Annotated in this window: 27 protein-coding genes and 1 tRNA gene; 23 read left to right on the forward strand and 5 right to left on the reverse strand. The window is 58.1% G+C overall.

The window, feature by feature from the left end:
- Positions 1-41 precede the first annotated feature (41 nt).
- The 3 genes from H9C73_RS02920 to H9C73_RS02930 are packed head-to-tail and all read left to right on the forward strand — an operon-like array spanning position 42 to position 2,217.
- Entirely contained in the window at positions 42-899 is an 858-nt protein-coding gene (locus H9C73_RS02920; protein ID WP_209286286.1) for a hypothetical protein, read from the forward strand.
- Positions 883-1,716 carry a DUF3037 domain-containing protein gene (locus H9C73_RS02925; RefSeq protein ID WP_209286287.1) on the forward strand — a complete coding sequence of 278 codons (834 nt, stop codon included), beginning with the start codon at positions 883-885 and terminating at the stop codon, positions 1,714-1,716. Before H9C73_RS02920 ends, H9C73_RS02925 begins: the two co-directional genes overlap by 17 nt.
- 33 nt (positions 1,717-1,749) lie before the next feature.
- Complete coding sequence (locus H9C73_RS02930; RefSeq protein WP_209286288.1) at positions 1,750-2,217, forward strand: hypothetical protein; 468 nt, start codon at positions 1,750-1,752, stop codon at positions 2,215-2,217.
- Between the two features lie 57 nt (positions 2,218-2,274).
- Here the strand turns inward: H9C73_RS02930 and H9C73_RS02935 are convergent, their stop codons facing one another.
- Positions 2,275-2,502 (reverse strand): hypothetical protein, encoded by a 228-nt coding sequence (locus H9C73_RS02935; protein WP_209286289.1) that lies wholly within the window; start codon positions 2,500-2,502, stop codon positions 2,275-2,277.
- A 551-nt stretch (positions 2,503-3,053) separates the two neighbouring features.
- On the opposite strand from H9C73_RS02935, the gene H9C73_RS02940 reads away from it, so the two are divergent.
- The 12 genes from H9C73_RS02940 (at position 3,054) to H9C73_RS02995 (ending at position 8,577) form a co-directional block, all read left to right on the forward strand.
- Entirely contained in the window at positions 3,054-3,578 is a 525-nt protein-coding gene (locus H9C73_RS02940) for a helix-turn-helix transcriptional regulator (RefSeq protein ID WP_209286290.1), read from the forward strand.
- A complete protein-coding gene (locus H9C73_RS02945; RefSeq protein WP_209286291.1) occupies positions 3,575-3,736 on the forward strand; it encodes a hypothetical protein in 162 nt (53 codons plus the stop codon). Before H9C73_RS02940 ends, H9C73_RS02945 begins: the two co-directional genes overlap by 4 nt.
- Positions 3,736-3,981, forward strand: a complete 246-nt coding sequence (locus tag H9C73_RS02950) for a hypothetical protein (protein ID WP_236014048.1) — start codon at positions 3,736-3,738, stop codon at positions 3,979-3,981. The genes H9C73_RS02945 and H9C73_RS02950 overlap by 1 nt, the downstream gene beginning before the upstream one ends.
- A 10-nt stretch (positions 3,982-3,991) precedes the next feature.
- A complete protein-coding gene (gene rdgC / locus H9C73_RS02955) occupies positions 3,992-4,942 on the forward strand; it encodes a recombination-associated protein RdgC (protein ID WP_209286292.1) in 951 nt (316 codons plus the stop codon).
- The gene (locus tag H9C73_RS02960; RefSeq protein ID WP_209286293.1) at positions 4,939-5,208 is read left to right on the forward strand and encodes a hypothetical protein; all 270 of its coding nucleotides are present in this window, start codon (positions 4,939-4,941) and stop codon (positions 5,206-5,208) included. Before rdgC ends, H9C73_RS02960 begins: the two co-directional genes overlap by 4 nt.
- Positions 5,209-5,386: 178 nt before the next feature.
- Positions 5,387-5,584 (forward strand): hypothetical protein, encoded by a 198-nt coding sequence (locus H9C73_RS02965; protein WP_209286294.1) that lies wholly within the window; start codon positions 5,387-5,389, stop codon positions 5,582-5,584.
- Positions 5,569-5,970 carry a hypothetical protein gene (locus H9C73_RS02970; protein WP_209286295.1) on the forward strand — a complete coding sequence of 134 codons (402 nt, stop codon included), beginning with the start codon at positions 5,569-5,571 and terminating at the stop codon, positions 5,968-5,970. Before H9C73_RS02965 ends, H9C73_RS02970 begins: the two co-directional genes overlap by 16 nt.
- Positions 5,967-6,851 (forward strand): DNA cytosine methyltransferase, encoded by an 885-nt coding sequence (locus H9C73_RS02975; protein WP_209286296.1) that lies wholly within the window; start codon positions 5,967-5,969, stop codon positions 6,849-6,851. The genes H9C73_RS02970 and H9C73_RS02975 overlap by 4 nt, the downstream gene beginning before the upstream one ends.
- Complete coding sequence (locus H9C73_RS02980; protein ID WP_209286297.1) at positions 6,851-7,111, forward strand: hypothetical protein; 261 nt, start codon at positions 6,851-6,853, stop codon at positions 7,109-7,111. The genes H9C73_RS02975 and H9C73_RS02980 overlap by 1 nt, the downstream gene beginning before the upstream one ends.
- Positions 7,108-7,299 carry a hypothetical protein gene (locus H9C73_RS02985; RefSeq protein WP_209286298.1) on the forward strand — a complete coding sequence of 64 codons (192 nt, stop codon included), beginning with the start codon at positions 7,108-7,110 and terminating at the stop codon, positions 7,297-7,299. Before H9C73_RS02980 ends, H9C73_RS02985 begins: the two co-directional genes overlap by 4 nt.
- Positions 7,280-7,492: a MerR family transcriptional regulator gene (locus H9C73_RS02990; RefSeq protein WP_209286299.1), complete on the forward strand. Its 213-nt coding sequence runs from the start codon at positions 7,280-7,282 to the stop codon at positions 7,490-7,492. The genes H9C73_RS02985 and H9C73_RS02990 overlap by 20 nt, the downstream gene beginning before the upstream one ends.
- Positions 7,492-8,577 carry a phage integrase Arm DNA-binding domain-containing protein gene (locus H9C73_RS02995; protein ID WP_209286300.1) on the forward strand — a complete coding sequence of 362 codons (1,086 nt, stop codon included), beginning with the start codon at positions 7,492-7,494 and terminating at the stop codon, positions 8,575-8,577. Before H9C73_RS02990 ends, H9C73_RS02995 begins: the two co-directional genes overlap by 1 nt.
- 88 nt (positions 8,578-8,665) lie before the next feature.
- On the opposite strand, the gene H9C73_RS03000 is transcribed toward H9C73_RS02995, so the two are convergent.
- Positions 8,666-8,742: transfer RNA gene (locus tag H9C73_RS03000), tRNA-Pro, on the reverse strand.
- 161 nt (positions 8,743-8,903) lie between these two features.
- Between H9C73_RS03000 and H9C73_RS03005 the strand changes: the two genes are divergently transcribed.
- Genes H9C73_RS03005 through H9C73_RS03040 form a run of 8 tightly spaced genes read left to right on the forward strand, consistent with a single transcriptional unit; the run spans position 8,904 to position 15,093 of the window.
- Positions 8,904-9,560, forward strand: a complete 657-nt coding sequence (locus H9C73_RS03005; RefSeq protein WP_209286301.1) for a thermostable hemolysin — start codon at positions 8,904-8,906, stop codon at positions 9,558-9,560.
- Complete coding sequence (locus H9C73_RS03010) at positions 9,553-10,947, forward strand: AMP-binding protein (RefSeq protein WP_209286302.1); 1,395 nt, start codon at positions 9,553-9,555, stop codon at positions 10,945-10,947. The genes H9C73_RS03005 and H9C73_RS03010 overlap by 8 nt, the downstream gene beginning before the upstream one ends.
- Positions 10,934-11,584 carry a TenA family transcriptional regulator gene (locus tag H9C73_RS03015; protein ID WP_209286303.1) on the forward strand — a complete coding sequence of 217 codons (651 nt, stop codon included), beginning with the start codon at positions 10,934-10,936 and terminating at the stop codon, positions 11,582-11,584. Before H9C73_RS03010 ends, H9C73_RS03015 begins: the two co-directional genes overlap by 14 nt.
- 8 nt (positions 11,585-11,592) lie before the next feature.
- A complete protein-coding gene (locus tag H9C73_RS03020) occupies positions 11,593-12,177 on the forward strand; it encodes an SDR family NAD(P)-dependent oxidoreductase (RefSeq protein WP_209286304.1) in 585 nt (194 codons plus the stop codon).
- Between the two features lie 19 nt (positions 12,178-12,196).
- Positions 12,197-12,415 (forward strand): hypothetical protein, encoded by a 219-nt coding sequence (locus tag H9C73_RS03025; protein WP_209286305.1) that lies wholly within the window; start codon positions 12,197-12,199, stop codon positions 12,413-12,415.
- A 2-nt stretch (positions 12,416-12,417) separates the two neighbouring features.
- Positions 12,418-13,059 carry a tetratricopeptide repeat protein gene (locus tag H9C73_RS03030; RefSeq protein ID WP_209286306.1) on the forward strand — a complete coding sequence of 214 codons (642 nt, stop codon included), beginning with the start codon at positions 12,418-12,420 and terminating at the stop codon, positions 13,057-13,059.
- A 10-nt stretch (positions 13,060-13,069) separates the two neighbouring features.
- Entirely contained in the window at positions 13,070-13,732 is a 663-nt protein-coding gene (locus tag H9C73_RS03035; RefSeq protein WP_209286307.1) for a response regulator, read from the forward strand.
- Entirely contained in the window at positions 13,732-15,093 is a 1,362-nt protein-coding gene (locus H9C73_RS03040) for an ATP-binding protein (protein WP_209286308.1), read from the forward strand. Before H9C73_RS03035 ends, H9C73_RS03040 begins: the two co-directional genes overlap by 1 nt.
- Here H9C73_RS03040 and H9C73_RS03045 read toward each other — a convergent pair.
- Genes H9C73_RS03045 through pheT form a run of 3 tightly spaced genes read right to left on the reverse strand, consistent with a single transcriptional unit; the run spans position 15,085 to position 18,124 of the window.
- The gene (locus H9C73_RS03045) at positions 15,085-15,444 is read right to left on the reverse strand and encodes a MerR family transcriptional regulator (RefSeq protein ID WP_209286309.1); all 360 of its coding nucleotides are present in this window, start codon (positions 15,442-15,444) and stop codon (positions 15,085-15,087) included. The genes H9C73_RS03040 and H9C73_RS03045 overlap by 9 nt on opposite strands.
- Positions 15,416-15,727: an integration host factor subunit alpha gene (gene ihfA, locus H9C73_RS03050; protein ID WP_209286310.1), complete on the reverse strand. Its 312-nt coding sequence runs from the start codon at positions 15,725-15,727 to the stop codon at positions 15,416-15,418. Before ihfA ends, H9C73_RS03045 begins: the two co-directional genes overlap by 29 nt.
- Before the next feature lie 21 nt (positions 15,728-15,748).
- Complete coding sequence (pheT, locus tag H9C73_RS03055; protein WP_209286311.1) at positions 15,749-18,124, reverse strand: phenylalanine--tRNA ligase subunit beta; 2,376 nt, start codon at positions 18,122-18,124, stop codon at positions 15,749-15,751.
- Between the last annotated feature and the right edge of the window lie 19 nt (positions 18,125-18,143).

The following is an 18,143-nucleotide window of genomic DNA, read 5'->3' on the forward strand; positions in this document are numbered from 1 at the left end:
ATCCCCTATTACCGACAGCTCCATGTATTTGGACAAAGCATATGAAGCAAACAATGGATTTGTTACCTGTCGAAGTCGACCTCGTTTATCCTAAGCTCGACAACTCTGCAGACTGCCAAACGAACTGCAGAGGCGCTGATGGCAATCATTATGCTGTGAAATTGGTATCAGACAGTTCGAGGTTTCCATTTACCCCATTTGATGAGCTGTTCTGTTACGAGCTTGCCAAGCAATGCGCGATAGCTACTCCTCCATATAGCATTATTAAAATGCCGGATGAGTCGCTTGGTTTTGGCTCCACCTGGGAAGGCGGTGTTATACCAAACGGCTTTCAACGACTACTCGGTGCGATCGGTGGTGGCCACGACATCCCTATGGACAAGCACTTCCTGGTGAAGCAGCTATCAGCCATCTATGCTTTTGATCTCTTCTGCTTTAATGATGACCGACATTTCGGAAACTACATCATCAAGGATCTGGGAGATGGCCGTGATTGCGCAATGCTGGCAATGGATTTCAGTCGTAGCTGGAACAACATGAACTGCCCTGTTGATAGAGGGCTAGTTGATATGGACCCTTCACTTCTTCCGCTATACTACTACTCGCCGCCTCATGATCAGAGCGTTGATGGGCAGGTGTCCAATACGGGCAGATGTGCCGATATTCTTTGGAGCCCCCAGCTGCTGAAGGGAATGAGTGGTGCGGGCTTTTTCCGCGTGCTACACAGACTGGAGCAGATTAGCTCAGAGATTATTCAAGGGATTCTGATGAAAGTGCCAGACGAGTGGTGTGACACTGATCGCAAGGAGCGTATTCTTCAGTGGTGGGCGTCCTCAAGAAGAATCGACCGAATCAACAAAATAAAGCTAATGGGGTTTCAACATGGCAACCTGGTATAAGTATGCTGTGCTGCGTGCTTGCCCGGACAGGGTGCGTGGCGAAATCGTTAATGTTGGAATCGTTGTCATCTCTCCCGAGGGTCAGCTGGATGTCCTGATTCCTGATCAGATGAACAAAGCCGCTGCTCTGGATTCGAGCATGAAGGCAGAATTGATCGAAGAGATCGCAAACGAGGCCTGCCGCGCAGCTGATTACGTCTCTTCCGTTCAAGATAAGATCATGATGCTGGAAACCGCATCTAATGACTTCATTCGCTGCTCAAACTTTGCCGAATTTCAGCTTTCCGATACGAAGCATTACACACGCAAAGTGAATGAGCTACTGAACCTCCTGGTTAAACCCGTCAAACACAAGCGGGAAGCTCAGTCGCGCCGCATAGGCACGAAAATGAAAGAGCTATTCAAAAGCAAATCATTGCTTGGCGGCCAGGATGATATCGGCAAGCACCTGGTTGTGCCCGAGTATCCTATCGACCTGGCCAGGGGGTTTAAGGCAGATTTTGCGTTAAAAAACGGCGTAATGCACATCACCCAAACCATAGATATGAACACCTCTGACCCGAAACAAAAACATGCAAAAGCCGCGCTGCATGCTTTAACACTGGATAAGGCTACAGATGTCTTTGGCGATGATACAAAGCGATACGTCGTCTACTCTGCCGCAAGAAGAAATAAGACTGTCGACCAAACACTACAGCTACTTGGCGACCACGCTGACGAAATGTTTAATCTTGAAAGCAGCCAAGAAACCAAGGACTACATCGAAATTATTGAGTCGGCCATCCAGGCAGCAGAAAACCAAGCACCGGCCTCATAGTGAGTTAAGTACACATACCTCCAGGGAGACGCAATGGAACGCATTAAAAGGATCTTTGCTTATACAGCGATGGCGCTATCTATAGCCTTTGTTGTCTATCTTTTTTCTGATAACGAGCCGCCCGCCAAGCCGGCCGCAGAGCAAGCGGCGCCAGCATTCAAGCCCACACCCGAGATGCTGGCCGCAGTAGATCCTGGTGAAGGTTTCCGCAAAGATGGCTGGGTGTTTGAGATGGGCGAATTCACGGAGCGCGGTATCGATATCCGTGTGTACTGGCCTGAACATCAGCAAGTAACCCAGCCAATGGCAAAAATGATGGGAGAAACCCTTGTCGCGGAGGCGGTCAGCAAACTAAGAAAGGCCGGTTTCGATCCAAGGGAGCGAGGCGCGAAAATCACATACTTCCTCAGACAGAGACTAGGGCCCGACCAGATGATCAGGCTTGGCGCTGCCGGTTATTTTGGCCACCACGACACCTACTATTTCAACCCGCCCAACTGATGCCACAGGTTGTATAACACCCGCGTCTTGCGGGTGTTTTTACATGCGGGCAAACGTTTAATTGCTACCCGTAAACCTTAGGATCGCGAACACTACCCCAGCCACTGCAATAATGGACCCGACATTCCACATGATCTGCTGACGCATCAGAGAGTGCATCTCTGCTTTCAGCTCAAAAAGGTCCGCCTTGGTGGCCACCGAGGAGTTCAGCGTCCCCTGAATATGTTCCAGTGTGGTCTTCACTGAAACCATATCCTGTTCCAGGTGCCGCAGGCGCTGTTCCATATCAGGTGGCTCTCCCCCCGCTATCAATGAGGCGTAGATTTGGTGAATTCTTACTCATTATCGCCATCAGCCTCCAAGAAATCCAACACCTCGATATCCCTGAAGTAGCGTATAAACCCGCAGTTCTTACACACTTGCAGGAACTCGCCGTATCCAAGATGCGGCAGATCATGCAGTCTGCGGATCAAACGTATAGCTGGCGCCTTGCCTTTCAATTGGCCGTCAGGGTCGTTCACGGACACTGACAGAGAGCCCTTTCTACTGCAGGCGTTGCAGTCGGAACTGACACCCTTGGCATCCAGAAAGGCCTTTACCTCCTCACCAGTGGGAACTTCTGATCTATCTCTTGCCATTCAGGTGCATCCTTTCCCAGTTGTAATGACGACATTCTGTAGCACGCTCATTATCACCACCACTACGCAAGAAAGCCAACCCTGGCGATCACCTCCCCCATAGTCTATTCATGCCGATAAATTATTTACCTATAGGTATTGATTTAATAATTACCCGTGGGTAATACTTAGATCAAACCAACATGCGGGATATTTCTCATGATCACACGCACTGAACAGGGATACGCACTGAACGGCTGGGAAGCACGACCGATGCCTCTGCCGTCCGGAGGCAAGTTCACCCGCGGCGAATCTCGCGCAGCCGTCTGCCGGGTTAACGGCATGAAGGCCAAAGACGCCGCCAAAGAGCTGGGCTGCAGCACCAGCTGCATCAGCCAGTATTGGCAGAGCATCTACTACAAGCTCGGCTGTGATAACGCCATCGTGGCGATCAATCGTCTTGTCGAGCTGGGCGCACTCCACCGACTGCAAGTGCTGTTGCTGGCGCTAATGCTGGGTGCAGGAAGCGTTACGAGCGCCAGCACTGATACTGATTTCGACATTGAAACCCGCACAGGCCGTGCCCGTGGCGCACGCATCACTCGCCGGTCATCCGGCAAACGTGGCCGAGCTGGCCGCTTTGCTGGCGCCAGCGGCGCCCTACTGGCTGATCTGGACTTCTGGGCCAGCGGCAACGCCGGCGACATCTACACCCACGCAGACGCCCAGGGAGGCCTGTCATGACACTCGAAATGGTTGTTGCCCTGTACGTATTGCTGTTCGGCCTTGTTTCCCTGTTCGCCGCAGGCTGGGCAGTGGCCACCGCAATCTACTGCCTCAGGGCCAAATACAAAGGCGAGCCTGTAGGCCCCGTTTTCCAAGCAATGCTCAAGGAGTGGTGATGATGGAACGCATCCAGACCCTACCCCGCAAAACAGCCGCCATTCGCTACCGCCAGCGTGAACAGCTCACCGGTGGCGTGGTGGTCCTGAACCACGGCATCCCGACCGGCTGGATGAACCAGCTGCGCGATCCGCACACATGGCAGCCCGGCGTAACCGCCGTGGACGAACGCGGCAACGAATGGATTGCCTTGGGCGGCAATGAAACCGACGGCGCGACCGAGTGGCGCCCACTCAACGGATAAGGAGAACGGCATGTTCAAACAACTGAAAAACGTAACCGTGTACCGCGCCAGCCTGCCGGCATTGGCTGATCTGGAAAGCGCCATCGAGGCCAACGAAGCCCTCACCAACACGGATGCACTGGGTGACACCGAGATGATCCGATACAGCTTCATGCATAACCCGGTCACCAACCGCTACATCACCCCACTGAACTGCGGTTACAGCCTGTGCATTCTGGTGCAGGAAAAGATTCTGCCCGCCCCCGCTATCAAGCGTGAGGTTGACCGCAAGGTGCGCGACATCGAGGCGCAGCAGGACCGCACCGTATTCCGCAAGGAACGCCTGCAGATCAAAGATGAAGTAATCATGGACCTGATGCCACGGGCCTTGACCCGTGAGCGGATCATTCATGCCTTCTACGACCAGTCACACAAAAACCTGTTTGTGGATGGTGCCAGCGAACGTTACAGCTCATCAGCACTGAAGCTGGTCGTCATGGCAGACGGCAAAGTCACTACCTCTACCGTGCACATCAGCGACCAGAAGCAAGGCCTGACTGTTCGCCTGGCTGATCACCTCAATGGCGGCGGCGAGCCTTTCGGCACCTTTGCGCTGGGTACCTACCTGCGCCTTAAAAACGATGCCGATGGCACCAGCGTCACATTCAAGGAAACCGAGTTCCCGCACGGTGAGGATGAGTACCAGCTGCTGGAGAAGATTGGCGAAGGTGCCAAGGTCCACCAGATCCAGCTCGACTACCAGGGCCTCAAGTTCACCCTGACAGAGAAGTTCCAGATCAAGGGTGTGATCGATGGCAGCGACGAAGCCCCCGAGTTCGAGAACCGCGACGAAGAGTGGATGCACTTCGCCAACGCGCGCGTGTTCACCCTCAGCAAGATCGTTGAACAGCTGTGCGACATGTTCGGCTATGAAGCGCCGGTGATGGAGCAGAAGCCTGAAGACCAGGGAGAGGCGGCATGAGTGCATATCTCGAATTCATCTACGTGGGTGATGGGCAGCATGGCGTTGAAACCAAGTGCGGGGCCATGGGCAAAAACGATCAGTGGGCGTATGACGAGTTTGAACGCTTGCAGGAGCAGCAAACTGACATGCAGACAGCTCCTTACATTCTCGATCTGTGGTCTAACGATGATGACCTGATCGACAGCATCGGTATCAGCACCGAGCTGTTTGAGCAACTTACTGGCAAGAAGCATCGGGACTGGTTTCAGGAGCAGGCAGCATGAACCACTACTCCGTCATCCTCCGTTTCCGGGCTGACCCTAGCCCTACGAGCGCGCCCACTGGTATGCGCCGTGTCACCGTCCGCGCCAGCAGCGCCAGCAATGCAATCAAGCTGGCCAGGGCCGTCTATACCGGTCCCTGGTTTGTTCGAGCAACCGTTACCAAGTGAGTGAAGCAGGCATGACACACCGCACCTTTCACCCGGCCACCACCCTGCCCACACCCGGCGTACCGCTCATCATTGAGCTGGCCAGTGGTGAAACCATCGAGGGCACACGGCCGAACCACGTACTCAACCGCAACAGCGATCCGGACTGGCGCGACATGAAAGGCAACCGGCTCACAGCAGAGGAGATCGTTCGATGGGCAATCAAGTGAACTACCTGACCGGCGATGTGGGTGATGAACAGCAGCATGTTGGCGGCCGCGTAAAGATTCATCCTGAGCCAGTGCAGCGCGATGAGTGCGGTTTCTGGACTCATAGTGCATACCCCGAATGGGATGAAGGCACCACCGCTTCAGATATTAAACCTTGGGAAGAGGAAAACGGCATCCGAACTGAAGTCGTTTGGTTTGAGGATGATGCGCCTGAGGATGTTATCGACCGCTGCATTGAGGACTTTGCAGCGGGCTGTTCAGACTGGAATCCGTCACCCCCTGGGCCAGGCGCTTTTCTTCTGTCCATTCATGACACTGAAGATGGACCGGTCGCAATATTTGCAATACCGAATAGCATGCCTGTTGTTGAAGGTGGTGAGGCATGACCCCCGTAATCAACTCCTATTTCTCCGGCGGCGGCCTGATGGACATCGGGCTGCTGCAGGCGGGCCTTCAGATCGGCAAGTCCTACGAGATCGACCCGACTTGCTGCCGCGTGCAGGCCGACAACCTGGGCGAGCACGTCCAGCAGGCCGACATCAGCGAAAAGCTGGTGGCCGGTGACGACTGCGACGGCATGGTGTTCACCTACCCCTGCACCAAATACAGCGCCATTGCCGACATTCACGGCACTCGCACCGGAGACGAACTGTTCCTGCATGCCCTGCGCCACCTGGCCATTGCCCGGCCCGAAGTGTACGCGGTCGAGAACGTCCCGGGCATGCGAGCATTTCCGGTCGTCATGGAAGCCATGACGCAGATGCCAGACTACTTCGTGCAAGTGTTCTGCCCGATCGCATCCAGCACCTGGCTCCCCCAGCGCCGGGACAGACTGATCATCATCGGCAGCCGCCGCCGCTTCAACTGGCGACCACCGGAACAGGGCCGACAGATCAAACTGGCTGACATCATCGAACAGGATCCGCGCATCACCATGCCCAAAGCAGTCGCCAAGCGCATGGCCGGCGAATACCGGGACCGCCCCATCATCAGCGACCCGGCACGCGGTGACATCGCCCCAACCTGCGTTGCCCACTACGCCAAAGACAAAAGCACCCGGCTACTGGCCGACAAACGCTTCCCGCTGGGCGTGCGCCCCTACTCCGTGCGCGAATACGCCCGCCTACAGGGCGTGCCGGACTGGTACCGGTTCAGCTGCAGCGACACCGATGCCTACCGCATGATCGGCAACGGCGTGAGCGTGCCGGTGGGCGAATGGCTGGGTCGCGAACTTCAACGCTACTTCGGATTTGAGGAGCTGCACTGATGCTGAAACAAAGACGCAAAGCCCTGCAGGCCTACGCCCCAGAGCCCCAGCAACTGGAGCGCCAGCAAAACCACTCCGTTATTGCCGAGTGCCTGGCCTTCATCGCTGGCCACAAACCCAACGGCATCAGCTTCCAGGTGGAGGAAACCGGCGTCAGCGCCAGCATGGGTACCGAGCGCTTCACCCTGCACCCCAACCGCTTCGAGCTGCAGTCAGACATCGAAGCCCTGTGCCGCATGGCCGACCGGAGGGTGCGATGAGCCCAAAGCTCCACATCCCCAAGGGTTCCATGTGCGCCAGTTGTAAACGTAAAGATGACAACTGCAGCGGCCTCGACTTCCGCTCCATGCCTCACCTCATTGTTAAGCACGAGGAAGGCGAGGCGCTGACGATCGTGCGCTGTACTGAGTTTGAGAAAGGAGACACCAATGAAGACATCCAGCCGTAAACGCCTGATGAAGCTGTCTCAATATCGGGAAGTATACTTCGTCGCTGGATCTGCACCAGCAGCCAGCACCTTGCGCCGTATGATCGAAGACGGCGAGCTACCGGGCGAGCGGATCGGAAAGGTCTATTATGTGAATGTGTCCAACCTGGGCACCGGCAATCATCTGGTTGATATGGTATTGCAGGCATCCTGATGGCACCCAGACCCCGCTCCCGCAAGAACAAGGATCTTCCAGCCAACCTGTACCGGGCAAACGGCGGCGCCAGCTATCGGTACCGCCACCCGGTCACAGGGAAGATATTCGGCATGGGTACCGACAAGGCCAAAGCGGTTGCCGCAGCCAAACACCTGAACAGCCTGCTAGTTACTCCGGTTGACCTGGTGGGCACCGTGCTTGGACAGGTGACGGTTGCCCAGCATATCAAGTGGATGAAAACAGAATGGGTACCAGAGCAGGAATGGTCCACCGACACCCTCTCGCTGTTCGATATCCGCATGCGCGATCTGATCAAGGCCTTCGGCGATAAGCCTGTTGATGAGGTGACGGTGAAGGATATAGCGGACGTGTATGAAGGCCGCACCCCGCGGGTCTCCAACCAGATCCGCCAGTATGCCAACCACTTCTTCCGTACAGCCATCGCCAGGGGCCTGACCGACAACAACCCGGCAGAGGCAACATTGAAGCGGAAAGAGAGGAAGCAGCGTAAGCGCCTTACCCTAGAGCAGTTCAAGGCCGTCCGCCGAATGGCGCCAGCCTGGCTGGCCAATGCCATGAACCTGGCACTGGTCACACTGCAGCGACGCGAAGACATCGTGAAGATGAAATTCAGCGATATTCGAGAAGGCCACCTGTATGTAATCCAAGAGAAAACCAAGAAATACGACACGGGCTACCTGCGCATCCAGGTGACCCCCGAACTGGATAAGGTGCTGAAGGCTTGCCGGGATGAAGTGCCAAGCCCGTTCGTTATCCACAGGAAGCCTGAGCGACGTGTGCGCTGGCAGGGTCAGGAGCACTGGACGCAGATCAAACCGGAGATGGTCACGCGCAAGTTCAAGGAAGTGTCAGAGCAGGTTTCGTCTATCGCGGCGATGCCGGAAGCGGAGCGTCCATCCTTCCACGAGATCCGCGCATTGGGCATCAAGCTCTACAAGGATGAAGGTGCAGATCCGCAGCAGCTGGCCGGCCACGCAAGCGCCAGCATGACAAAAAACTATGACTCAGACCACGATGAAATCCGCTGGGTTGAAGTGTCAGCCGGGCTCAAAATCGTGTGATAGTTTTGTATCTGTATTGTATTTGAATTGTATGCACCATTTTGGTGCACTAAAGGAATGGTGTAACTGTATGATTTAACTTATAAAATGGTCGGGACGGCAGGATTTGAACCTGCGACCCCTTGCACCCCATGCAAGTGCGCTACCAGACTGCGCTACGCCCCGACTAGGCGGGAACTGAAGGATCAGTTCCGAAGAGGCTGCAAATACTACCCCAAGCTTTTGAAAAATGGAAGCTTTCATCCAAGAGTTTTTCTGCTCGCATACCTTAAGGCTTATTTAAGTTTTCCTCTTCAGACTGGAGCCCCATGAAGAGGAGCAGCCCCATGACGACAGTGTCCACTGGTGAAGACGCAAGCCCCCTGCAGCTGACCCTGCATGAACCTGACACGCCTTTGCGTGCCGCCGTTGAGAATTTCATCCACCGCCGCTTTTTAGAGGTGCATTCAGCCGATGTGCGCGACTTTCTGCCAACGCTGGTCAGTTATCGCAACGCACGGGGGCAGTTGCTGGCTGCGGCCGGAATCAAGCGTGCGCATCAGGGCCCGCTGTTTCTGGAAGCCTATCTGGACCAGCCAGTCGAGGTCTGCCTCTCCTTCCTGTCCGGTACCCCCGTCGCGCGCGACAGGATTGTCGAAGTGGGCAACCTTGCAACCCATGGAGCCGGCAGTACGCGCCAGCTGATTCGTGCGCTGGCGGCTCGGTTTGAGCATGAGGGGCTGGAGTGGGCCGTGCTGACCTTAACGCCCACTCTGATCAACAGTTTCACGCGTCTGGGGCTGAACCTGCACACCCTGACCTTCGCCTCACCGGAGCGGGTAGCACAGAGCGCAAGCCGCTGGGGTGAGTATTACCGCCTGAATCCCAGGGTTGTCGCCGTTTCCATTCCCGAAAGTGCCGCAAGGCTCAGGCAATTGATAACCGGGGAATGCCCCACCCGCCACGCGGCATCAGCAACGGCAGGAGAACGACTGCATGCCTGAACAGTTTTTCGCACAGCTGGAATCCTTGGCCAGGACAGCACCCGAGGCCTGCGCCCTCAGTGATGCACGGGAGTCCATCAGCTGGGGAGCATTACCTGAACGTATTGCCCAGATGCGCCACTGGCTGGAGCAGTCTGCCGGCACCCGCATCGCGCTGCTGGCGGATAATTCATGCCAATGGGTTCTGCTGGACCTGGCGGCCATGCAACTGGGGATACCGCTGATCCCCATCCCGCTGTTTTTCAGTGCCCAGCAGCGCGCGCACCTGCTGGCACAAGCCGGTATCGACACACTGGTCAGCGAGCAACAGGGGATATTAAGGGCCGAATCGCTGCAGGCGTTACCTGCCGAGCTGCACCCGGGTACGGCCAAGATTACCTTCACATCGGGCACAACCGGCAACCCCAAAGGCGTGTGCCTGAGCAGCGCGCAACAGTTGGCGGTCGCTCGAAGTCTGGCCGAGCACCTGAGCGGTCTGAAAATCCAACGTCACCTCTGTCTGCTGCCGCTGGCCACACTGCTGGAAAATGTCGCGGGCGTGTACACGGCTCTGCTGATGGGCGCAGAGGTTCAGCTGCCCTCTCTCACATCACTCGGCTGGGAAGGCTCCAGCGCCTTGAACGCCTCGCGCCTGATTCAGGTGCTGACTTCACTAACCGGACAGCTGACACACGCCTCCGCCCTGACCGACCTCAAGTTCGTCGCAGTCGGCGGGGCACGTGTTGGCCCTGATCTGATTCAGCGTGCCCGCGCGCTGGGTATTCCTGCCTACGAGGGATATGGCCTGTCGGAATGTGGATCCGTGGTCAGCGTGAATACCCCGTCCCGTGACCTGCCCGGCAGCGCCGGACAGCCACTGCCACACAACACCCTGGTCGTCACGCCCGAAGGCGAGCTGAAAGTCGAGGGCAATGTGATGCTGGGCTATCTGGGAGAGCCTGCACATGAGGGCTTTTTTGCGACCGGTGATCGTGTGGCGCTGGACGCTTCCGGTTTTCTGCATGTTCAGGGACGGTGGCGCAACGTGTTTATCAACAGCTACGGCCGCAACCTGAGCCCGGAATGGGTCGAGTCGGAGCTGCTGGCGCTGCAAGGTGTGCAGGAAGCCGTGCTATTCGGTGACGGTCAGCCCTGTAACGCCGCCCTGCTGCATGCACCCGGACTCAGTGACCACCAGCTTGCCCAACACCTCTCTGCGCTGAATGCCCGCCTGCCGGACTATGCCCGCATCAAACACTGGGCCCGCACCCATGGCCCGTTGAAAGCAGACCCGGCGCTGTATACCCCCAACGGTCGCCCCCGGCGCGACGCCATCGCACAGCAGTACGCACACACCCTCGAATCTTTCTTTCAACCTGAACAGGGAAACACCCATGCCGTTCTATGACCAGCTACAACAGGACACCGTAGAAGCCCGTCGCCACCTGCGTGAAGCCCCGATTATTCTGGCCTGCCAGCAGGGTGAGATCAGCCTGAATCAGTACACGGCCTTTCTGACCGAGGCCTATCACCACGTCAAACATACGCTTCCCCTGTTGATGGCCTGCGGCAGCCGACTACCGGAACGCCTGGAATGGCTGCGCGAAGCCGTGGCCGAATATATCGAGGAGGAAACCGGGCATCAGGAGTGGATTCTCAACGACCTGGCCGCCTGCGGCATCGACAAGGAATCGGTCCGTCACGGGCAGCCGTCCATGGCAACCGAGCTGATGGTGGCCTACGCCTATGACCTGATCCATCGCGTTAATCCGGTGGGCTTTTTCGGCATGGTGCAGGTTCTGGAAGGCACCAGCGTCGATCTGGCCACTCCCCTGGCCGAGATCATTCAGCAACGGCTTGAGCTGCCGGATGCGGCTTTCAGCTATCTGCGCTCGCACGGCTCGCTCGATCAGGATCATATCCAGTTTTTCCGCAGCCTGATGGGTCGGATCGAGTCGCCGGAGGAGCAGGCGCTGATCACCCACAGCGCCCGCGTATTTTACCGCCTCTACGGCGACATTTTCCGCAGCCTGCCGACCGCCTGAGGTATCGTATGCATTTCAATACACGTCATATTCTGATCACGGGAGCCAGCGGTGGCATCGGGACAGCCCTTGCACATGCGCTGGCTGAAAAAGGCGCCAACCTGCTGCTCCATGGCCGCAAGGAGTCCGCACTCGCAACACTGGCATCCGAGTGCCTGCAAAAGGGCGCGGCCCAGGTGCTGACCTGCGCCGCAGATCTCTCCACTGCTGACGGACGCGCCACACTGCTCAGCACAGTTGCCGAGGACTTTACCCCACTCGACACCCTGATCAACAATGCCGGCACCAGCTGTTTCCAGCTGTTCGACCAGCAGTCACCGGACCAGATTGAGCGCCTGCTGACCGTTAATATTCATGCGCCCATACTGCTTACTCAGGCGCTGTTACCCCGACTGCTGAACAACCAAACACAGCCGCCCGTCATCCTTAATATCGGTTCTGCATTCGGTGCCATCGGGTTTCCCGGCTACAGCACCTACTGCGCCAGCAAGGCTGCGCTGCGCCTGTTCAGTGAAGCCCTTTCACGCGAGTATGCCGATACGCCGCTCAGGGTTCAGTATCTGGCCCCCCCGTGCGACCCGCACGTCACTTAACTCAGACCGTGCCAGTGCCATGACACGCGCCACCGGCAGCCAGCAGGACAACCCGGAGCGGGTGGCCCGCGATGCGCTGCGGCTGCTGCAAAACGGACGGGCTCAGGCCACCGTGGGCTGGCCCGAGAAGCTGCTGGTCCGGCTCAACGGACTCAGACCCGAGCTGATCAGCCGCGCACTCAGAAAGAAACTGCCCATCATCAAACCACTGGCCGACCACGCCAACACCGGGGGTTAACCATGACGCACCTAAGAATTGTTGCACTCGCACTGCTGACCCTGCTGCCCGGGTATGCGAATATGACTCAGGCGGCGACCACGGAAACGCTGCGGCCCCTGCAGCAACGCTGGGCACAGATTCAGTATGACATGCACGATGACGATGCCCGTGCCAAAGCCTTTGCCGCTCTGGCGGACGAGATCGGCACCGCCCTCGACCGGTCCCCTCAGGATCCTGACCTGATGATCTGGCAGGGCATCGTGCTCAGTTCCGAAGCCGGAGTTCGGGGCGGGCTGGGTGCCCTCAAGCGCGTCAAACAGGCCCGCAAGCGCTTCGAGGCTGCCATTGAAATTGACCCCGAAGCCCTGCAGGGATCGGCACTCACCAGTCTGGCCACGCTTTATCATCAGGTTCCCGGCTGGCCCATCGGGTTCGGCGATGATGACAAGGCCAGGGGCCTGTTTGAACAGGCACTGCAGGTGAACCCCAAGGGTATTGATACGCACTATTTTTATGCCGCATTCCTGGCCGATGAGGGCCAGAGGGAGCAGGCACGTCAGCACTTGCAGCAGGCTCTGAAGGCGCCTCCACGCCCGGGACGCGAAACCGCGGATGCAGGCCGCCGACAGGAGATTCAACAGCTGCTGGAACAACTGCAATAGGAAACCGGGCATGCGCATACTGCTGGTAGAAGATGACCCCCTGCTGGGCGATGGCATTACCCGCGCCCTAACCCGTGCTGGTGAGGCGGCCGACTGGCTCACCAACGCCGAAGCGGCCCTGCACAGCCTGTCTGTTGAGCACTTTGATTGCCTTATTCTGGATCTGGGCCTGCCCGGCATGGACGGCCTCAGCCTCCTTCGCACCCTGCGCAAGAGTGGCAACGCACTGCCGGTGCTGATCCTGACGGCCCGTGACGCCATCGAGGACCGCATCGCCGGCCTTGATGCGGGGGCTGATGACTACCTGCTCAAGCCATTTGATCTGGCGGAATTGCGCGCGCGTCTGCGTGCCATTACCCGCCGGGCCAAGGGCTACAGCGAGACGACCCTGAAACAGGGCATGCTCGAAATCGATACGCAAGCCCACTGCGTTCGGTATAGGGATGAGCCGGTGAACCTGTCACGGCGTGAGTTTGGCCTGCTGCTGACGCTGGCAGAAAATGCCGGCAAGGTAATGACACGCAGCCGACTTGAAGAAACCCTCTATGGCTGGGGCAGCGAGGTGGAGAGCAACTCGCTTGAAGTCCACATTCATCACCTGCGCCGCAAGCTGGACAACGCCATCATCCGAACTGTCAGAGGGGTTGGCTACATGATGGACAAGACCGACTGATGACCTCCATACGCCGCGCCCTCAGCCTGAGCCTGATCAGCGCCGGCCTCTGTGCCGGGCTGGTGACCGCATGGCTGTCGTTTTACGCCGCCAAGGATGAGGCGGAAGAGCTGTTCGATGCCCAGATGGCCCAGATGGCACGCCTGGTGGCACAGCTTGTGCCCCGCGAAAACAGCCACCAGCCAATCGCGCCGCATTCAGCGCAATGGCAACCGGCCCACCCGTACGAAAAACAGCTTGCCTACCGCGTTCTGGACAGCAGCGGCGAGCCACTGATCGTGTCTCCCAGCTTCCCCGCACAGGTTACCGAACAGGCGCCTTCAGGCTACCGGGAGATGACCTTTGACGGCACGCGCTGGCGGCTGTTTACGCTGGCGGTTCCAAGCGGCGAGTACCGTATTCAGGTTATTCAGGACGACCATATCCGCCGTGAGCTGGCGATCAAGATCGCCCTCACCAACACCTTGCCGATTCTGGTGTTTCTGCCGCTGCTGGGGCTGGTCATCTGGTGGCTGATTGGACATCACCTGAGGCCCTTGCTGACGCTGGGGCGTGAAGTCTCCACCCGCAGTTCGGAGAACCTTGAACCCTTTGAGCTGGACCCGATTCCGGATGAGGTGGACGCACTGGTCAGTGCCCTGAACGCGCTTCTGTTGCGGCTGCAGAAAAGCTTTGAGCGCGAGCGGCGCTTCACCGCCGATGCGGCCCACGAGCTGCGCACCCCGCTGGCGGCGCTGCAGATCCATTGTGAAAACCTGTTCCAGCAACTGCAGGATGAAGACGCGCGCAGCGATTGCACCCGTATTCTGAACGGTCTGGCCAACATGAACCGCATGGTGCACCAGTTGCTGCAATTGAGTCGGCTGGACCCTCAGGAGCGTCTGTCCGACACCGAGGCCGTCAGCCTCAATCAACTCTGTGAAGAAGCGATCAGCGACCAGATCGGCTTTGCGATCGAACGGGATATCGATCTTGGCCTGGTTGCCCCCGAAGATAACCTGAGCGTCAACGGTAATGCGCTGTATCTGGGCATCATGCTACGCAACCTGATTGATAACGCGCTGCGCTATACCCCGACCGGGGGTGAAGTCACCCTGTCACTTGAGCGTCAGGCCGACCACATCTGCCTGAACCTGACCGACAGTGGACCGGGCCTGAGTCAGGTCGAAAAATCGCGGGTATTCGAGCGTTTTTACCGCCAGAGCCAACACACAAGCGGCAGTGGTCTGGGCCTGTCCATCGTCAGATTGATTGCCGACCTGCATGAAGCCCGGGTTCAGTTACGGGACCGTGAAGACGGGCTTAATGGCCTGGTAGTCAGGGTTGAAATGCCTTCAGTCACGGCTTCGGGGTCAGACTGATTTCAGCAGCGCACGCAGCTCTTCCAGCTCCGTAATGGTCTGGCGCAGCAACTGTCGATAGCGGGCAGCATCATCCCCTGCCGTATCACCTGCAAGCCACTGCCGGGCACCGGCGATGGTATACCCCTGCTCATGCAACAGACTTCGAATCTGCCGCAACAGGAGAAGATCCTTGTGCTGGTAGTAGCGACGGTTGTTGCGTTTGACGGGCTTGATCTGGTCGAACTCCTGCTCCCAGTACCTGAGCACATGGGGCTTGAGCTGACAAAGGTCGGCGGCTTCGCCGATGGTGAAATAGCGCTTGGAGGGAATGGGCCCCAGTTCAGACGCCGTCTGGCTGGTTTCCGGCATAGATCTCCACGCGCTCCTTGAGTTTCTGGCCGGGACGGAAAGTCACCACCCGGCGTGCCGAGATGGGGACTTCCTCTCCGGTTTTCGGGTTGCGACCCGGGCGTTCGCGTTTGTCACGCAGGTCGAAATTACCGAAACCGGAGAGTTTCACTTGCTCGTTGTGCGCCAGGCTGGCACGGATCTCTTCAAAGAAGGAATCCACCATTTCCTTGGCTTCTCGCTTGTTCAGGCCCAGCTCTTCGTAAAGGCGCTCGGCCATATCGGCTTTGGTCAACGAGCTCATGTCGGTCACCCTGTCCTGTGATTACTCTCGTAACGTTGCACCACAACGTTCGCGGAGTGCAGATACAACGGCACTCACTGCACTGTTGATCTCATCATCATTAAGAGTGCGCGATGGGTGCTGCCAGGTCAAGCCCAGTGCCAGACTTTTTCGTCCCGGTTCAATGCCTTGGCCCTGATATACATCAAACAGAGTGACCTGTTTGAGGAATTCGCCGGCCTCGGCTTCCACTACCTGACGGATGGTATCAAAGCCGGTTGCCTGATCGGCCACAACGGCCAGATCGCGACGAGACTCAGGGAATTTGGACAAAGAGCTGAAACGCGGCAGCTTGCCACCGGTTACGGCATCCAGTGCCACCTCGAACAGGTAAACCGGGCCGTTCAGGTCCAGTTTCTTCACCAGTGACGGGTGCAGAGCGCCGATGTAGCCCACAGCTTCACCGTTACGCTCGATACGGGCCGTCTGCCCCGGGTGCAGCGCAACGTGACGGTCGGCCACGAAGCTGAACTGATCAGCGCAGCCACCCAGCGCCAGCAGGGATTCCAGATCGCCCTTGGCGTCAAAGAAATCCAGCTTGTCCTTTCCGGCGGTCCAGCCCTCGGCATCACGGTTGCCTGCCAGAATGCCGGCAATCACATTTTCCTGCAGCAGGGCATCGCCCTTGGGCTGGAAACGCTGACCGGTCTCAAACAGGCGCACACGGCTCTGCTGGCGGTGCTGGTTATACTGCAGCGCCTTGGCCAGTCCCGGCCAGAGCGTGGTTCGCATCACCGCCATCTCGGCGGAGATCGGGTTGGCCAGCGCAATGGCATCGTGCTGGTCGTCAAAGGCTTTCTGCAGCTCGGCTTCGATGAAGCTGTAGGTAATGGCTTCCTGATAGCCACGCGCCACCAGATGACGGCGCAGTGATTGCAGCGTCAGGCGCGCTTCCGCGATCGGCGGGATCGGCAGCTTGGCGGTCGGGGTATGGACCGGCAGGTTGTTGTAACCGTATACGCGGGCGATCTCCTCGATCAGGTCCACTTCGATGCTGATGTCGAAGCGGTAGCTCGGCACGGTGACCTGCCAGCCGTCAGCCACTTTTTCCAGCTGCATGCCCAGACGGGTCAGAATCTCTTCGATCTCGGCCGCCGGAATCTCCAGTGCCAGCAGCGCCGTCACCTTGCCGTGGCGCAGGTGTACCTGCTGCACCGGCGGCAGATCCGCGTCTTTCACGGCTTCTACAACCGGACCCGGCTCACCGCCGACAATGTCCAGCAGCAGGGCTGTGGCGCGCTCAATCGCCTTGCGCTGCAGTTGCCAGTCCACACCCCGCTCAAAGCGGTGCGAGGAGTCGGTGTGCAGGCCATAGCTGCGGGCACGGCCGGCAATCGCCAGCGGGTTGAAGAAGGCACTTTCCAGGAAGATGTCGCGGGTTTCGTCGGTCACCGAGGTCGGCTCGCCGCCCATGATACCGGCCATCGCGACCGGCCCACTGGCATCGGCAATCACCAGTGTATCGATGCTCAGTTCCACTTGCTGGCCATCCAGCAGGGTGAGCTTTTCGCCCTCTTCTGCCAGACGCACATTGATACCGCTGTCGAGCTTGTTCAGGTCGAACGCATGCATCGGCTGGCCCAGTTCAAGCAGGACGTAGTTGGTCACATCCACCACCGGGTCGATGCTGCGTACACCGGAGCGACGCAGCTTTTCCTGCATCCACTGGGGCGTGGTCACCCCAGGGTTGATATTGCGGATAACACGGCCCAGGTAGCGCGGGCAGGCATGGCTGTCGACCAGCTGAACATCGAAACGGTCATCGATCACCGGTGCAACGGCAGGCGCGTCTACCTCAGTGACAGCCGCCTTGTTCAGCACGCCGACTTCACGGGCCATACCGGCAATACTGAGGCAGTCGCCACGGTTGGGCGTCAGATCCACATCGATGATCTGATCGTTCAGGTTCAGGAATTCGCGAATATCCTGACCTGTCGGTGCATCGGGGGCCAGCTCCATGATGCCGCCATGGTCTTCAGACAGGCCCAGCTCGTCTTCAGCGCAGAGCATGCCGAAGGACTCAACCTGACGCAGTTTGGCTTTCTTGATCTTGAAGTTGCCCGGCAGTACGGCACCGACACGGGCGAAGGCGGTTTTAAGTCCGGCACGGGCGTTGGGCGCACCGCAGACGACCTGGAAGGTTTCGCTACCGTCACTGACCTGGCACACCTGAAGCTTGTCGGCATTGGGGTGCTGTTCGGCACTCAGAATCTCACCCACAACCACGCCGGAAAAGTCACCGGCGACGCCTTCGATATCGTCGACTTCAAGGCCTGAAAGGCTGAGCTGATCTGCCAGCGCCTGTGTTCCGATCTGCGGCTGTACCAGCTCGCGCAACCACTGTTCACTGAATTTCATGCTGCTGTCCTGAAAAATC

Source organism: Marinobacterium alkalitolerans (assembly GCF_017776525.1).
In the GTDB taxonomy this organism is placed as follows: domain Bacteria; phylum Pseudomonadota; class Gammaproteobacteria; order Pseudomonadales; family Balneatricaceae; genus Marinobacterium; species Marinobacterium alkalitolerans.

Bases quoted from the DNA above. Each gene is read 5' to 3' on its own strand.
- H9C73_RS02920 (WP_209286286.1), top strand. From the start codon at position 42: ATGAAGCAAACAATGGATTTGTTACCTGTCGAAGTCGACCTCGTTTAT.
- H9C73_RS02925 (WP_209286287.1), top strand. From the start codon at position 883: ATGGCAACCTGGTATAAGTATGCTGTGCTGCGTGCTTGCCCGGACAGG.
- H9C73_RS02930 (WP_209286288.1), top strand. From the start codon at position 1,750: ATGGAACGCATTAAAAGGATCTTTGCTTATACAGCGATGGCGCTATCT.
- H9C73_RS02935 (WP_209286289.1), bottom strand. From the start codon at position 2,502: ATGGAACAGCGCCTGCGGCACCTGGAACAGGATATGGTTTCAGTGAAG.
- H9C73_RS02940 (WP_209286290.1), top strand. From the start codon at position 3,054: ATGATCACACGCACTGAACAGGGATACGCACTGAACGGCTGGGAAGCA.
- H9C73_RS02945 (WP_209286291.1), top strand. From the start codon at position 3,575: ATGACACTCGAAATGGTTGTTGCCCTGTACGTATTGCTGTTCGGCCTT.
- H9C73_RS02950 (WP_236014048.1), top strand. From the start codon at position 3,736: ATGATGGAACGCATCCAGACCCTACCCCGCAAAACAGCCGCCATTCGC.
- rdgC (WP_209286292.1), top strand. From the start codon at position 3,992: ATGTTCAAACAACTGAAAAACGTAACCGTGTACCGCGCCAGCCTGCCG.
- H9C73_RS02960 (WP_209286293.1), top strand. From the start codon at position 4,939: ATGAGTGCATATCTCGAATTCATCTACGTGGGTGATGGGCAGCATGGC.
- H9C73_RS02965 (WP_209286294.1), top strand. From the start codon at position 5,387: ATGACACACCGCACCTTTCACCCGGCCACCACCCTGCCCACACCCGGC.
- H9C73_RS02970 (WP_209286295.1), top strand. From the start codon at position 5,569: ATGGGCAATCAAGTGAACTACCTGACCGGCGATGTGGGTGATGAACAG.
- H9C73_RS02975 (WP_209286296.1), top strand. From the start codon at position 5,967: ATGACCCCCGTAATCAACTCCTATTTCTCCGGCGGCGGCCTGATGGAC.
- H9C73_RS02980 (WP_209286297.1), top strand. From the start codon at position 6,851: ATGCTGAAACAAAGACGCAAAGCCCTGCAGGCCTACGCCCCAGAGCCC.
- H9C73_RS02985 (WP_209286298.1), top strand. From the start codon at position 7,108: ATGAGCCCAAAGCTCCACATCCCCAAGGGTTCCATGTGCGCCAGTTGT.
- H9C73_RS02990 (WP_209286299.1), top strand. From the start codon at position 7,280: ATGAAGACATCCAGCCGTAAACGCCTGATGAAGCTGTCTCAATATCGG.
- H9C73_RS02995 (WP_209286300.1), top strand. From the start codon at position 7,492: ATGGCACCCAGACCCCGCTCCCGCAAGAACAAGGATCTTCCAGCCAAC.
- H9C73_RS03005 (WP_209286301.1), top strand. From the start codon at position 8,904: ATGACGACAGTGTCCACTGGTGAAGACGCAAGCCCCCTGCAGCTGACC.
- H9C73_RS03010 (WP_209286302.1), top strand. From the start codon at position 9,553: ATGCCTGAACAGTTTTTCGCACAGCTGGAATCCTTGGCCAGGACAGCA.
- H9C73_RS03015 (WP_209286303.1), top strand. From the start codon at position 10,934: ATGCCGTTCTATGACCAGCTACAACAGGACACCGTAGAAGCCCGTCGC.
- H9C73_RS03020 (WP_209286304.1), top strand. From the start codon at position 11,593: ATGCATTTCAATACACGTCATATTCTGATCACGGGAGCCAGCGGTGGC.
- H9C73_RS03025 (WP_209286305.1), top strand. From the start codon at position 12,197: ATGACACGCGCCACCGGCAGCCAGCAGGACAACCCGGAGCGGGTGGCC.
- H9C73_RS03030 (WP_209286306.1), top strand. From the start codon at position 12,418: ATGACGCACCTAAGAATTGTTGCACTCGCACTGCTGACCCTGCTGCCC.
- H9C73_RS03035 (WP_209286307.1), top strand. From the start codon at position 13,070: ATGCGCATACTGCTGGTAGAAGATGACCCCCTGCTGGGCGATGGCATT.
- H9C73_RS03040 (WP_209286308.1), top strand. From the start codon at position 13,732: ATGACCTCCATACGCCGCGCCCTCAGCCTGAGCCTGATCAGCGCCGGC.
- H9C73_RS03045 (WP_209286309.1), bottom strand. From the start codon at position 15,444: ATGCCGGAAACCAGCCAGACGGCGTCTGAACTGGGGCCCATTCCCTCC.
- ihfA (WP_209286310.1), bottom strand. From the start codon at position 15,727: ATGAGCTCGTTGACCAAAGCCGATATGGCCGAGCGCCTTTACGAAGAG.
- pheT (WP_209286311.1), bottom strand. From the start codon at position 18,124: ATGAAATTCAGTGAACAGTGGTTGCGCGAGCTGGTACAGCCGCAGATC.